Raw genomic sequence first — 13,624 nt, forward strand, 5'->3', positions numbered from 1 at the left:
TACTCCCCTTTACACAAAATAATAAAAAGTATTTAAGGGGGCTTACTATGAAATCAAATTATTCTAAAGGTGTTTTACTAATAACATTAACTTTCTTTCTTATTATAGTCAGTGCTGGTTGTGAAAGACAGGAAGAGGTAGCACCAGAGCCTGTAAAAAATGAGTTTGTTGATGGTACATATACTGGGTTTTCAGATGCTACTGATAATGGATATGCCTGGGCCAGAGTAACTATAGAAGATGATAAAATTACAGATGTGAAACTAATGGAAATAACCTCAAAAGGCAATGAAAAAGACTATGAAACCTATAGTTATGAGGCATCAGTTGAGGCCCAGCAGGAGATGCCTGATAGGTTTGTAGAGGCAAATTCTGCCAAAGTAGATAACTATACCGGTGCTACACATAGCAGTGAAAAATATAAAGAGGCTGTTTCACGTGCATTAGACTATGCCAGGGGAGAAGAGGAAGACGGTAAATATTATGATGGGAAGTTTCAAGGTGAGTCTGAGAGGACTGAATATGGTTATGCAGTTGCCCTGGTAACTATTGTTGATGACAAAATGAATAATGTTGAGTTACAGGAACTAGATGGGGAGGGTGAATGGAAGGATTTTGATAATTACGACTATGAACCTGCTGTTGAAGCCAATGAGGAAATGGCTGAGAGGTTTGTAGAAGAGAACTCTGTTGCTGTAGACTTATATACAGAGGCTACCCAATCTAGTATAAGATATAAAGAGGCTGTAGAAAATGCCCTGAGACATGCCAGACGTGACCCAGCTATGGATGTAGAAGAAGCAGAATAGATATTTTAGCCCGACAAACCAGCAGGGGTTCTGCTTGCTGGTTTTGTCTTATGTTTAAAGAGAGCAGCTAGAGAAAAGATAAAAAACGACAAAAAATTGTTGCAATTATTTTAAAAATCAAATAAAATCAAGATAGACCAATAATTATTATTTTTCAGGGATGTGATGAAGTGAACGATATTAATGAAGATAGATTACCAGCATATATCACTGATGAATGGCAGAAAATTGTCGAGCTATTGACAGAGATTACAGGGCTTCCAACTGCCTTTATTGCCAGAATAAAAAGCGATAGACTGCTTATTTTAAATTATTGTGATAAAAGAGATAATCTGGTTGAGGGGGAAAGGATTGCTCATGAAGAGATAAATTTGGCTGTAGACAGGGTTATAAATAAGATCCTATGTGATAAATATAACTTTCGTTCTTTACTATCCTATCCCTTAAAAGACAGCAGGAATAAAACCTTTGGTCGAATATGTCTTGCTGATAATAAGGAAAATAATTTCTCTGGTATTAATAAGAAAATAATCCTTGAATTTAAGGGTTTTATAGAAAATCATTTAGAGGTATATGACTTACATAATAAATTAGCAGAAAATAGACAGGAGCTTAAGAAAAGCAAGAAAGAACTTGAGAATACTGTTCACGAGTTACATAATGTTGTTGAGGAGACAGTTGATGCCCTGGGTTCAGCCGTGGGAGCAAGGGATGCCTATACCTCACAACACCAGGAGAGGGTTGCCAGGTTATCTTTTGAGATAGCCAGGGAATTAGATTTACCAGGGGATTGCTGTAAGGGGATTTACCTGGCAGCACTTATTCATGATATTGGTAAAATTAAAATACCAATTGATATACTATCCAAGCCTTCTATTCTCTCTGAACTGGAGTTTGAGTTAATAAAGACCCATAGTGAAGCAGGTTACATAATATTAAATAAAATTGAGTTTCCCTGGCCGATAGCAGATATAGTGATGCAACATCATGAAAGGCTTGATGGTTCTGGTTATCCTGAAGGTCGGAGTGGTGATGATATCCTTCTTCAATCAAGGATAATTGCCGTAGCTGATGTGGTAGAGGCTATGACCTCACATAGGCCCTACCGGCCTGCTCTGGGACTGGCCAACGCCTTAAATGAGGTTGAAAAAAATAAGGGTATCTTATATGATAAAGAAGTAGTAGATTCGTGTCTAGATGTTTTCAGGAAGAATAATACGCAAGTAATTACCTGGATGGGAGGGAATAATTAAAATGAATTGTCCACAACACGAAAAAAACTCAAAGAATTGTACCTGTACCTATACATCATGTTCCCGTTATGGGAATTGTTGTGCCTGTATTACCTATCATAGGGAGCTTAATGAGCTGCCAGGCTGCTTGTTCCCGCCTGAGGTTGAAAAGACATATGACCGTTCTGTGAAAAAATATATAGAATCACAAAGTTAGTAACATAAAAAACCTCTTAACAGGGTTTATATAGGCATAAAAATATCCCGGGGACCCCGGGGTTTTTCTATTGCAGTAATTTATATTCATTTTATAATTGTAGATTGCTTGTAAGGCCTTAAATAAGTAAATGGCTGCCGGACCAGGGCTCGAACCTGGACAACATGATCCAGAATCATGCGTGCTACCATTACACAATCCGGCAACAACTTAACTGCATAAAACATAATACCACAGTTAAGTCAAATCGTCAAGGATTTTTTATTTTTTTTACGTATGTATTAATTGCAAGTTAAAATGCACGGTTTTTTAAAATATTTTCATCTTCAATATTTGTTAATATATGTTAAGCAACATTAAATGTCTTTTCCTTAAATATTTCTCTAGACGTTTTGAACTCAAAGATTTTTCTCGGGTAGGTATTTATAAATTCTTGTATTCTTTTAACTTTATTTCTGGTTAATCCTTTGAAGCTAATTCCTTTGGGTAGAAACCTACGGATCATCTTATTTATGTTCTCATTTGTTCCTCTTTGCCAGCTGCAGTATGCATCACAATAATACTGTTTTGTCCTAGGAATACTACTCCCGGTGAAAGACTCTTCAATACCCTCATAATCTTTAAATTCAGACCCATTGTCTGTTGTAATTGTTTTAAATATCTTTCTAAATTTAACTACTCCATGGCGTCGCTCAATTCTATCTAGGCCTTTTATCACTGATTCCTGGGTTTTATTTGGAATTAATTCTATTATCTCTTTACGACTTGTTCTTTCACTCAATACAAGTAAATATGGTTCATTCTTGCCCTTTCTGCCTTCAACTAAATCCATCTCCCAATGTCCAACCTCTTGCCGCTTATCTGCTTCATTTGGTCGGTCTCTTATTGTCCTGTTTTGTTTATGATTTTTTGTTCTTTGACTCTCTTTCGGCTTCCTTTTTTTCTTTCTATATTCACCATAGATTAAGTTATTTCTTTCAATCTGTAATATCCCTTGATCTATATAATTATAAATTGTTTTCCAATGAATTGATATATCAAATTTATCACTTTCATCAATCATTAATGCTATTACTTCTGGTGAATATTTCTCTTTAATTTTTTCTTCTATAAAACTTGCTAAATCAAAGTTTTTTCCTATTTTAAGTTTAGGCCCTTTTGCTGATGCATTAGTATCATATACACCCTGAGCTATCTCAGGAATATATTCTCCCTTATCTCTCCACATGTAGTCCTTTAGGATTGTAATTCCTTTTTTAATTTCTCTACTAATAGTGGTTCTATGGCAGTTCATCTCTCGGGCTATCTCAGTATAATTTTTTCCTTGCTTATTATATAAATGAGCTATGATTTTTCTATCTTCTAGAGTTAAGTGTTTTCCTTTTTTTCTTTGTATGTTATAATGAGTTTGACGCATATTCTGTATCCTCCTAATGTTTTGTGTGGTGCTTAACATTATATCGAAGATACAGATATGTGTCTATTTTTTTATTACCCCGTGCATTTAATTATACAATGTTTCTTTTTTTACGTATGCAAGAGCTTTTTCAAGACGTTTTATAGATTTATCTCTACCCATTAATTCAACCAGGGTAAAGAGACCAGGGCCGAATGTCTTTCCTGAGAGGGCTAGCCTGGTAGTATGGATCATTCTGGCTGCCTGCACTCCTAATTCTTTACTCCTCTGGCGGTAGATTTCCTCAATTTTTTCTCTATTAAAGAGAGTAACTTTTTTGAGGCAGTCAATATTATTTTCCAGAATAGCTATAGTATCTTCTTTAGTAAAATGTTTCTTAAATCCTTTTTCATCATAGCTATTTATTTCATTATAAAAATAGCCCATACGATCAATAAGTTCAGTAATTGTCTTGCTTTTTTCCCTGACAACATCAATAATCTTAAAAAGGCGTTCTTTTTTAGCTGTATTATTGAACAGTTCATCACTATAGAAATCAGCCCTTTTGATAAATGGTATAGCCCTGTCAATAATTTTATTCAGAGGGAGGCTGTTCATATATTGACCGTTTATCCAGGTGAGTTTTTTTGTATCATAGACAGCGGGGGTTCTGGAGACATCAGCCAGGTTGAATTTCTTTATAGCTGTTTCAAGGGAGATAATTTCCTCATTATTTCCGGGAGACCAGCCAAGTAAGAGCAGATAGTTTATTAATGCTTCAGGTAGATAGCCTTCTTCTTTAAATTCATCAACAGAGGTAGCCCCATGCCGTTTACTCAATTTACTTCTATCCGGAGCAAGGATCATTGGTACATGGGCAAATTCAGGGACTTTATAATTCAGGGTCTGATATAGCATAAGCTGTTTGGGGGTATTGGATAGGTGTTCCTCAGCCCGTATTATATGGGTGATACTCATTTGATAATCATCAACAACACAGGCAAAATTATAGGTCGGCTTACCATTAGACTTAACAATGATTAAGTCCTCCTGTAGTCTGTTATCAAAACTTACCTTTCCCCTGACAATATCTTTGACAATAGTATATCCTGTATCAGGTGTTCTGAGCCTGACAACCGGTTTCCTGCCTTCCTCTTTAAATTTCTTTTTTTCATTAAGGGATAGTTCTCTGCATCTACCGGGATAAAGGGGTTGTTCGCCCTTTTTTTCGGCCTCTTTTTTGAGTTTCTCGACTTCTTCAGGGGTGCAGTAGCAATAATAGGCCCTGTTGTTTTCTAATAAATATTCCAGGGCTTTTTGATAGTAATCATCCCTTTTTGACTGGAAATAGGGGCCTCTATCTCCACCTATCCGGGGACCTTCATCCCAGTTAAGTCCAACCCATTCTAGGGCTTTAAGTATTTGTTTAGTAGATGCCTCTGTAGACCTGGCACTATCAGTATCTTCAATACGCAGGATGAATTGTCCGTTATTATGTTTGGCATAGAGCCAGTTAAATAAAGCTGTCCTTACACCACCAATATGTAAATCCCCTGTAGGACTGGGGGCAAATCTTACTCTTATATTATCTGTCATTGTCAAATTCCTCCTTTAATATATCTGCTATTATATCAAAAGGCCTGGCTTTAAACAAGATCATATTTTTGACATATGACAGTAATAGTGCTATAATTATTTATTGTTTAGTAATCTATAACTACAGGGTAATAATATTTTGTTTTCTTTAACAATATATTAATAATGGAGGCGAGATTATGTATAGTCTTGAAAATGGCCGGATAGAGTTGGAACACGGGTCGATTAAAGAAGGGTTAATAGCTATAGCCAGTGGTAAGGGTGGAGTTGGTAAATCTACTGTAACAGTAAACCTGGCTGTTGCTTTAAAGGCGCTAGGTAAAGAAGTTGCTATAATTGATGCTGATATACACGGTTTTAGTATTCCAAGGATTATTGGATTAAGTGATAACCCGGCTGCCTTGAGTGAAAAGGAGATTGTTCCACCAGAAAAGAATGGGATAAAGGTAATGTCAATGGGTTCATTTGTGGATGAAGACAAACCTATAATCTGGCGGGCCCCGCTTCTATTAGGAGCCTTACAGCAATTCATGGAAGATGTACACTGGGGTGAGCTGGACTACCTCCTGTTAGATTTACCCCCGGGAACAGGTGATATGGCCCTAAACATTATGCAGCAATTACCCCATGCAGAACTATTACTGGTAACTACACCCCAGATTACAGCCACAAATGTAGCCGGGCGTATTGCTGGGGCTGCTGATAAACTCAATGTAGAATTAATAGGTATTATTGAAAATATGTCTTACTATCAGTGTGTTGAATGTGATCATAAAGAATACATATTTGGTAGTGGTGGTGGTAAAGAGCTGGCCAGGAAACTATCTACCGAATTGCTTGGAGAATTACCCCTGATCCCCCTGATTAGAGAGGGTGGGGATAAAGGTCAACCACTAGTAAGCTCTAAACCAGACTCTAAGGCAGCCAGAGAGTACCTTTCTATTGGGAAAAAGATAATAGATAGACAAAAAGGCTTTGACCCTGATAAAAAGCCGATGTCTTTAAAAAAGTAGGCTAAAACTAAGAAAAACCAAATAAAATCTCTCAAAGGTCGGGATTACCCGGCCTTTTTCTTATACTAAAAACATACCGGAAATGTTCAATTTTTTCAACTTTATAAGTTTAATTTTCTTTGATATAATTATGATATAATGTTTATAAATCATGTTGAGGAATTTATAATTTTACTTTAAAGCTTAAATAATATTATGAGGAGAGGGTTTAATTATGGCAAGGCCTACCAAGGAACGGCGTATAGAATTTATTCCTGAAAATAAATATTTCAAACCAGCCGGTATTCCAATGCGCGATATAGAAGAAGTTAGTCTTACACTGGAGGAAGTAGAGGCAGTTAGGTTAAAGGATATGGAAGAATTAAACCAGGAGGAATGTGCCAGTAGAATGAATGTCTCCCGCCCTACTTTCCAAAGGGTTCTAATAGAGGCCCGCAGGAAGATTGCTGATGCCCTGATTACTGGTAAAGCCATTCGTTTCCATGGCGGGGACTATAAGCTGGCAGATAAGTATTTTCATTGTTCAAGGTGTGGGGAGAGGTATAATAAGGTTTATCAGAACAGGAGGAGGCGGGGAAAGATATATCAGAAATACCTCTGCCCCGAATGTGATAATTGAGTCCCTATTCAATTCTTAAGAGTTCCAGCATCTTCTGGTAACTTAAAGCCCCAGTGTGTTTGTTCATGATCACACCATTTTCATCAATAAAATAGCTGGTAGGTATACCGCGAACCAGGTATTTGTTACCGATCTCAGCTGAGGTATCAAGGGCTACTCTGAAATTGTAGGAGTTTTTCATCAGGTATTCTGAGACAGTATCTCTGTTTTCTCTGAGGTCAACTGCCAGTATTTCTATGAAATCATGATGATCATTTAATTTCTGGATGGCAGGCATTTCAATCTGACAGGGGGGACACCAGGTAGCCCAGAAATTAAGAAAAACCTTCTTACCTCTTAAATCACTAAGGGAAATTTCTTCATTGTTAATTAGAGGGAGAGTAAAATCAGGGGCCTTTTCACCGATTTCTGTGCCGACATGTATATTTTCCTCATTCCTCCCCATATAAAACAAAACGCCAGTAGTAACTGAGATAATAAGTAATATTAAGACAATACCAAGATAGTATTTGTTTTTCATGTTTTTTTACTCCTTTCTATATTTTACAGGATCTTCAAATTTACAGATGACCAAAATAGATTAAGATACCAAGTATTATTATTAGACCACCGGAGATTTTTTGAATTAGTGGGAGATAGGGGTTTATCTTTTTAAAGTATGGTAATAGTCTGTTGATAAAAACGGCTGCCAGAAAAAAGGGTAAGGCCAGCCCACCGGCATAAAAAGTAAGTAAAGCCCCTCCCTGCATAACTGTCTGGCCTGTTCCAGCATAGATTAGTATAGATGAAAGTATTGGGCCTATACAGGGGGTCCAGGCAAAAGCCAGGGCAAACCCCATGACAAGCCCCCTAAAGTATCTGTTGGTTTCCGCTGGTATCTGTAGGTCTTTATTCTGCTGTAAAAAACTGAGATTTATAATACCTGTCAGGTTTACCCCCAGTATAAGGACAATAATACCACTCAATTTACGAAAGAAACTGAGGTTCTTTAAGAGTAATTTACCCAGTAATGAAACAGATAATCCCAGGATAATAAAAGTAATAGTAAAACCAGTAATAAAGAGTAGTGCAGGTAATATACTGGTTTTTCTGTTGTCCTGTTCAGCATAGTTTCCCAGTAAGAGGGTTAGGTATGATGGTATTAAAGGGAGGATACAGGGCGAGAAAAAGGAAACAAGACCTGCTCCAAAGGCTATAAATATCGAAACATTAGAACTCACCGCTTTCACCCCTTTAGAGTTATTTATTATATTATAACAGCTTTAGTTTGTCTATATTGTAGTCTATTTAACATTAAAGAAATCACTATTTTCCTATAATACTATTTTATAGTCCTTTAGAACCATGATATAATAAAAATAGGAGGGGGTACTGATGACTGTTCTCTTTAAGAGGGTTTTTGTAATAGTATTAAGTCTTATTGCCTTATGTTTATTTTATTTTACCCCTCTTAGTTATATAGAAAATAAGGTCTATGACTGCCTGATGATTTTGCGCCAGGTTTTTTTCCCAGATAATGTAGAAAAAATTATCATTATTATTATTGATGATCATTCTGTTCAGGAGGCAGGGGGTTGGCCTTTATCCCGTGACTATTATCATAAAATGCTCAATAGACTACAGGAAGAAGGGGCTGCTGTCATCGGCCTTGATGTTATTCTATCGGCCAGGTTTAATAAAGGAGATGAAGAACTGGCCGGGCTGTTTGCTGATTATAATAATATAGTCTTACCTAGTGTACTGGAGTTTAAGATAACAAGAGGGTTGAGCGAAGAGATTGAGGTCATAGATATTGAAAAGCCACCTGCCCTATTTAATGCTCAGGTTGAGACCGGGCATATTAATTTTATCCCTGATAGAGATGGGATTATCAGGTCATTATATCCATTAATAGAGGCAGAGGAAGTCAGTTATCCAGCCTTTACTGTCAGAATGGCTGAGTTAGCAGGTGTGGATCTGAGTGCATTATCTAAGCAGAGCAGAATTTACCCAAACTTCATAGGTTCCGGTCATCAGATTTTTCCAGAGATTTCAATGACTGACCTTTTACATGGGAATTATCAGGAGGACTATTTTACTGATAAATTTGTTTTAATTGGTACCCATCTTGCTGGTCTTGGGGACCTCTATATGACTCCTTTTTCAGCATATGGCTATCTCTATGGTGTAGAGATACACGGACAGGTTTTACATAGTCTTTTACAAAAAAACTATTTAAGTTTTATGCCAGTTCAGGGCAATTTTTTTATTCTTGTTTTTCTGATATTAATATCATTAACAACTTTTTTTAGAAAGAAACCGGCTGAGTCCAGATTTTATTTCTTTATATTCATAGGGGTTTATCTCATTACTGCTCTCTATTTATTTTACCAGCATTACTTTTATATTAATATATTAATACCGTTATTACTGATAAGTCTAGTATATGCTGGGAGTTTTCTATACTGGTATTTATTTAGTGAACGTTATGGTAAAGAGCTTGTTAAGCTTTTCAGTAGATACCTATCACCTGCTGTTCTGCAGGAGATACAGCAGAATCCTGAAAAGGTTAAACTGGGTGGGGTAAAGGTAAATGTTACAGTGTTATTTATTGATATCCGTAAATTTACTGCCTATACTGAGGGTAGGGGTTCAGTTGAAGTCGTAGACGAGCTTAATGACTTTTTTTCCGAAGTATGTGATGTTATTTTCCAATATCAGGGGACCCTTGATAAATATCTGGGTGATGGTTTAATGGCCTTTTTTGGTTCACCTTTAGCTGTTCCAGAACACAGTACAGCGGCTGTCAGGGCTGCTAGAGAAATTATGAACCTGTCATTTTCCTTTAAACTGGGGATAGGGATCAATACCGGGTCGGTTATAGCAGGTAATATAGGTTCCAGCAAAAGAATGGATTATACCATCATAGGTGATGCAGTTAACCTGGCGGCCCGTTTTGTTGATATAGCAGCAGCAGGAGAAATAATAATTGGCCAGAATAGTTTCCGAATCCTAAACAGTCAGGAAAAGGAAGGGTTTATAAGAAACGAGATGGAGATCAGGGGATTAAAGGAAAAAGTAATTATCTATAAACTGCTTAATGGGGGGCATAAGCAATGAAGAAAATAATACTAATAATATCTTGTATACTTATTCTTGGAGGAATAATATCTGTTAAGGCAGGGGAGGATTCTGTTGTTATCACACAGCTCTCAGGAAGGGTAGAAAAAAAGATTGTCAGGAAACTCTTATTTTTCAAGATAAACGGTTGGAGGCAATTAGAGAAGGGAGAACAATTAGAGACTGGTGAGCAGATCAGAGTAGGAAAAAATGCTGAATTAGAATTGTATTTTGATAATCAAACCTTTGTTAAGGTTGACCGGAACAGCAGGATTATAATCGGTGACAATAAACTAACTGAATATGGGAAGGCATCTTCAATAAAACTTGAAATTGGCCGGGTCTGGGTCAGAGTAAAAGAAGCCTGGAAGGGGTTAACTAAATTCGAGGTCAATACCCCATCAGCTGTTGCCGGGGTTAGAGGTACTTTGTTTTCGGTGGCCTATATTGATGGAAAAACAAGCTTATTGGTTAGAGAAGGTAGTGTTGAGTTAAGTACTGGAGAGAAAAAGAACAGTAAAATTGTTGAAAAAGGGGAAATAGGAGAGGTTAGTAAAAACAAAATTACGGTTAAGAAAACGAAGAAAGAAGATTCTATAGAATGGAGCAAAGCAGGTATTGATAAGTGGATAAATGATACTGCTAAACAGACCACCCCTGGTTTAGTAAATAAAGCCAAAGGCAAAGAGAAAGATAATCCTTCTTTAAATAATAATTCTAATAACAGTTCTAATAATAATCCCAGTAATAATTCTAAAAATAAATCTAATAACTCAAGTAACAGCTCAAAAAATAAATCTAATAGCTCTAACAATAGTTCTAACAATAACTCCAGTAATAGTTCCAGCAATGCTAATAAAAACAAGCCATCAAGTAAGGGCAAGCCTAATTAATTTTGGAAGCAGATGAAATCATTGTAATTTGTCTTATTAATAAACAAATTTTATGAGGGGTTGATTATGAAAGAACTTAAAGAAATTCCTCTTTTTTCAGGACTTACTGAAAAACAGTTACTCTTATTAAAAGAAATAGTACATATCAGGCAATTTAAAGAAGGAGAATTGTTATTTTTAGAAGGGGAGTCCCCTGATGCCTTTTATATTGTGAAAACAGGTGGGGTTGATATTATCAGGGGTGCCCCCGGGGGTAAAGAAATAATTTTGGAGAGGATGAAAGCAGGGGACTTTTTTGGTGAGATGGCTATTATAGAAGATAATAAAAGGTCAGCTACTGCCAGGATAGCCAAAGATGTCCATCTTTTTGTAATTGAAAAAAGGCTTTTCATCAAATTCATCAAAGATAACCCAGAGATTGTTATTAAGATGATAGCTGAGCTCAGCCGTCGTTTGCGTATAGCCAATCAGGATATTGAAGACTTAGCTTTTTATGATGTTGAGAAAAGGTTAAAGAGACTATTATTGCGTTTAGCTGATGTTGATGCCAAAAAGGGTGAGGGAATAATACATAATAAGGTGACACACCGTGAGATGGCCAAATATATAGGGACATCCAGGGAAACAGTTACCCGCCTGCTTCATAAGCTGAAAAAAAATAAGATGATTAAACTGGCTGGGAATAAGATAATACTATATTCACCGGAGAAGTGGTAGTGTAATATGATAAGCTGGATGGGTTGCTTAAATTGATAAAATACAGGATAAGGGATATAATGTAAAAGGAAGAATTAAAAGAAAGGGGGAATTTTTTGTGTCAAACAAAGAATTCAAAACAAAAAGTGCCTGGTTAGAGATGGAAGATGTTGAAGTAGAAGAGGTATTTGAATTTAATAAGGAGTATGCCCAGTTTTTGACAGAGAATAAAACCGAGCGTGAATTTGTTAAAACTGCTGTAGAATTACTAGAAAAAGAGGGTTTTAATAACCTTAAGGAAGTAAAATCCCTGAATAAAGGGGATAGGGTATATACAGTAAATAGAGATAAAGCTATTATTGCTGTAGTTGTAGGTGAAAACCCTCTGAGTACAGGGCTACGTATTGTCGGAGCTCACCTGGATTCACCCCGGATTGACTTAAAACCAAATCCATTATTTGAGGATAGTGAACTTGCTTTTTTTAATACCCATTATTATGGTGGTATCAAAAAATACCAGTGGGTAACCTTCCCACTGGCCCTTCATGGTGTAGTAGTTAAAGATGATGGTAGTAAAGTAGAGATAAATATCGGTGAAGATGATGATGACCCTATTTTTTATATTAGTGATCTGCTGCCGCATTTAGGTAAGGACCAATTGGAAAAGAAGATGAGTGAGGGGATAAGTGGAGAGCAGCTGAATTTACTTATCGGGAGTATCCCTGTTAAAAAAGATGATGATAAGGAAGAAAATAGTGTTAAAGATGCTGTCCTGGATATCCTCTTTGAAAAATATAATATCATAGGGGAGGACCTCGTTAGTGCTGATCTGCAGATTGTACCTGCGGTTAAAGCTAGAGATGTTGGTTTTGACAGGGGATTACTGGCTGCTTATGGTCATGATGATCGGGTGTGTAGTTATACTGCTTTACGGGCTTTAATCGACCTTGAGCGGCCCCTGAATACTGCTATGGCCCTCCTGGTGGACAAAGAAGAGATTGGTAGTATGGGGAGTACAGGTATGCAGTCTCATTTCTTTGAAAATACTATAGCAGAAATGGTCAATCTCCTGGATGAAGACTATTCTGATTTAACTGTGAGGAGGGTTATTGAAAATTCTAGTGCTTTATCTGCTGATGTAAATGCAGCTTATGACCCAACCTTTGCTGATGTCTACGAAAAAAGCAATTCTGCTTTTATGGGCAAAGGGGTTGTGATAACAAAATATACTGGTGCCAGAGGGAAGGCCGGGGCATCAGAAGCTACAGCTGAGTTTGTGGCTGAGGTTCGTTCATTATTTAATAGGGCGGGTGTATTATGGCAGATAGGTGAACTTGGGAAGGTTGATAAGGGTGGTGGTGGAACCATTGCCCAGTTCCTGGCCAATTATAATATGGATGTACTGGACTGTGGCCCAGGTTTGTTGTCAATGCATGCCCCTTATGAGCTGGTCAGTAAAGTAGATGTTTATCACAGTTATCTGGCCTATAATGTTTTTATGGAAAAGTAAGGGGATTTTAAAATTGTAATATAGTTAACATTATTTTTTTAAAAATGATTTATAATAGAAGAAAAGACAAAGAAAATTAAAATAGAAGGAGTGATTTTTAATGGCCAATACTAAGGAAGTAAATAATAATAATTTCAACAAAGAAGTGCTTAATGCAGATAAACCTGTGCTGGTTGATTTCTGGGCAGAGTGGTGTGGACCGTGTAGGATGGTAGGTCCAGTTGTTGAAGAAATTGCTAAGGAACATGATGAACTTAAGGTTTGTAAGCTGAATGTTGATGATAATCAGGCCTTGGCTGCCAATTATGGGGTAATGAGTATACCTACTATTATATTATTTGAAAATGGTGAGGTTAAGAATAAAGTTACTGGTTATATGCCTAAGAGCAGTCTGGTGAGTAAACTTGGTTTAAGTTAATGATATTAATATAAAAAATAAGCTTACTGGCAGGGGATAAAACCCCTGCTCTTTGTTATCTATTGTAATTTATGGCTGATTCATTTATAATATATTTCAGGTAGATATATAAGACCAGAGGGTGGG

14 protein-coding genes and 1 tRNA gene are annotated in these 13,624 nt (G+C 36.7%); 10 read left to right on the forward strand and 5 right to left on the reverse strand.

Annotation, left to right across the window (positions count from 1 at the left end):
- Positions 1–47: 47 nt before the first annotated feature.
- From D7D81_RS04380 to D7D81_RS20040, 3 genes are all read left to right on the forward strand, one after another.
- Complete coding sequence (locus tag D7D81_RS04380; RefSeq protein WP_125987657.1) at positions 48–809, forward strand: FMN-binding protein; 762 nt, start codon at positions 48–50, stop codon at positions 807–809.
- Positions 810–979: 170 nt separating this feature from the next.
- On the forward strand, positions 980–2,062 hold the full coding sequence (locus tag D7D81_RS20035; RefSeq protein WP_164522107.1) for an HD-GYP domain-containing protein: 1,083 nt from the start codon (positions 980–982) through the stop codon (positions 2,060–2,062).
- A gap of 1 nt (position 2,063) precedes the next feature.
- The gene (locus D7D81_RS20040; RefSeq protein ID WP_125987661.1) at positions 2,064–2,258 is read left to right on the forward strand and encodes a DUF6485 family protein; all 195 of its coding nucleotides are present in this window, start codon (positions 2,064–2,066) and stop codon (positions 2,256–2,258) included.
- Between the two features lie 131 nt (positions 2,259–2,389).
- Here the strand turns inward: D7D81_RS20040 and D7D81_RS04395 are convergent.
- The 3 genes from D7D81_RS04395 to gltX form a co-directional block, all read right to left on the reverse strand.
- Positions 2,390–2,463 (reverse strand) — tRNA-Gln (locus D7D81_RS04395).
- Positions 2,464–2,604: 141 nt separating this feature from the next.
- The gene (locus tag D7D81_RS04400; RefSeq protein ID WP_125987663.1) at positions 2,605–3,675 is read right to left on the reverse strand and encodes an IS30 family transposase; all 1,071 of its coding nucleotides are present in this window, start codon (positions 3,673–3,675) and stop codon (positions 2,605–2,607) included.
- 87 nt (positions 3,676–3,762) lie between these two features.
- On the reverse strand, positions 3,763–5,250 hold the full coding sequence (gene gltX / locus D7D81_RS04405; RefSeq protein WP_125987665.1) for a glutamate--tRNA ligase: 1,488 nt from the start codon (positions 5,248–5,250) through the stop codon (positions 3,763–3,765).
- 179 nt (positions 5,251–5,429) lie between these two features.
- Between gltX and D7D81_RS04410 the strand changes: the two genes are divergently transcribed.
- Positions 5,430–6,263 (forward strand): Mrp/NBP35 family ATP-binding protein, encoded by an 834-nt coding sequence (locus tag D7D81_RS04410; RefSeq protein ID WP_125987667.1) that lies wholly within the window; start codon positions 5,430–5,432, stop codon positions 6,261–6,263.
- A gap of 214 nt (positions 6,264–6,477) precedes the next feature.
- Positions 6,478–6,882 carry a DUF134 domain-containing protein gene (locus D7D81_RS04415; protein WP_125987669.1) on the forward strand — a complete coding sequence of 135 codons (405 nt, stop codon included), beginning with the start codon at positions 6,478–6,480 and terminating at the stop codon, positions 6,880–6,882.
- A gap of 4 nt (positions 6,883–6,886) precedes the next feature.
- Here D7D81_RS04415 and D7D81_RS04420 read toward each other — a convergent pair whose 3' ends face one another.
- Both D7D81_RS04420 and D7D81_RS04425 read right to left on the reverse strand, forming a co-directional pair.
- Positions 6,887–7,402: a TlpA family protein disulfide reductase gene (locus D7D81_RS04420; RefSeq protein WP_125987671.1), complete on the reverse strand. Its 516-nt coding sequence runs from the start codon at positions 7,400–7,402 to the stop codon at positions 6,887–6,889.
- A gap of 40 nt (positions 7,403–7,442) precedes the next feature.
- The gene (locus tag D7D81_RS04425) at positions 7,443–8,102 is read right to left on the reverse strand and encodes a cytochrome c biogenesis CcdA family protein (protein ID WP_125987673.1); all 660 of its coding nucleotides are present in this window, start codon (positions 8,100–8,102) and stop codon (positions 7,443–7,445) included.
- Positions 8,103–8,256: 154 nt separating this feature from the next.
- Here D7D81_RS04425 and D7D81_RS04430 point away from each other — a divergent pair, with 154 nt between their 5' ends.
- The 5 genes from D7D81_RS04430 (at position 8,257) to trxA (ending at position 13,498) form a co-directional block, all read left to right on the forward strand.
- A complete protein-coding gene (locus tag D7D81_RS04430; RefSeq protein ID WP_125987675.1) occupies positions 8,257–9,981 on the forward strand; it encodes a CHASE2 domain-containing protein in 1,725 nt (574 codons plus the stop codon).
- Positions 9,978–10,874: a FecR family protein gene (locus D7D81_RS04435; RefSeq protein WP_125987677.1), complete on the forward strand. Its 897-nt coding sequence runs from the start codon at positions 9,978–9,980 to the stop codon at positions 10,872–10,874. Before D7D81_RS04430 ends, D7D81_RS04435 begins: the two co-directional genes overlap by 4 nt.
- Positions 10,875–10,940: 66 nt before the next feature.
- Positions 10,941–11,591: a Crp/Fnr family transcriptional regulator gene (locus D7D81_RS04440; RefSeq protein WP_125987679.1), complete on the forward strand. Its 651-nt coding sequence runs from the start codon at positions 10,941–10,943 to the stop codon at positions 11,589–11,591.
- A gap of 139 nt (positions 11,592–11,730) precedes the next feature.
- Complete coding sequence (locus tag D7D81_RS04445; protein WP_125991913.1) at positions 11,731–13,080, forward strand: aminopeptidase; 1,350 nt, start codon at positions 11,731–11,733, stop codon at positions 13,078–13,080.
- Between the two features lie 100 nt (positions 13,081–13,180).
- Positions 13,181–13,498: a thioredoxin gene (gene trxA, locus D7D81_RS04450; protein ID WP_125987681.1), complete on the forward strand. Its 318-nt coding sequence runs from the start codon at positions 13,181–13,183 to the stop codon at positions 13,496–13,498.
- Positions 13,499–13,624 lie beyond the last annotated feature (126 nt).

Origin of the sequence: Halocella sp. SP3-1, assembly GCF_003953885.1 — a bacterium.
Lineage (GTDB): Bacteria > Bacillota > Halanaerobiia > Halanaerobiales > DTU029 > Iocasia > Iocasia fonsfrigidae.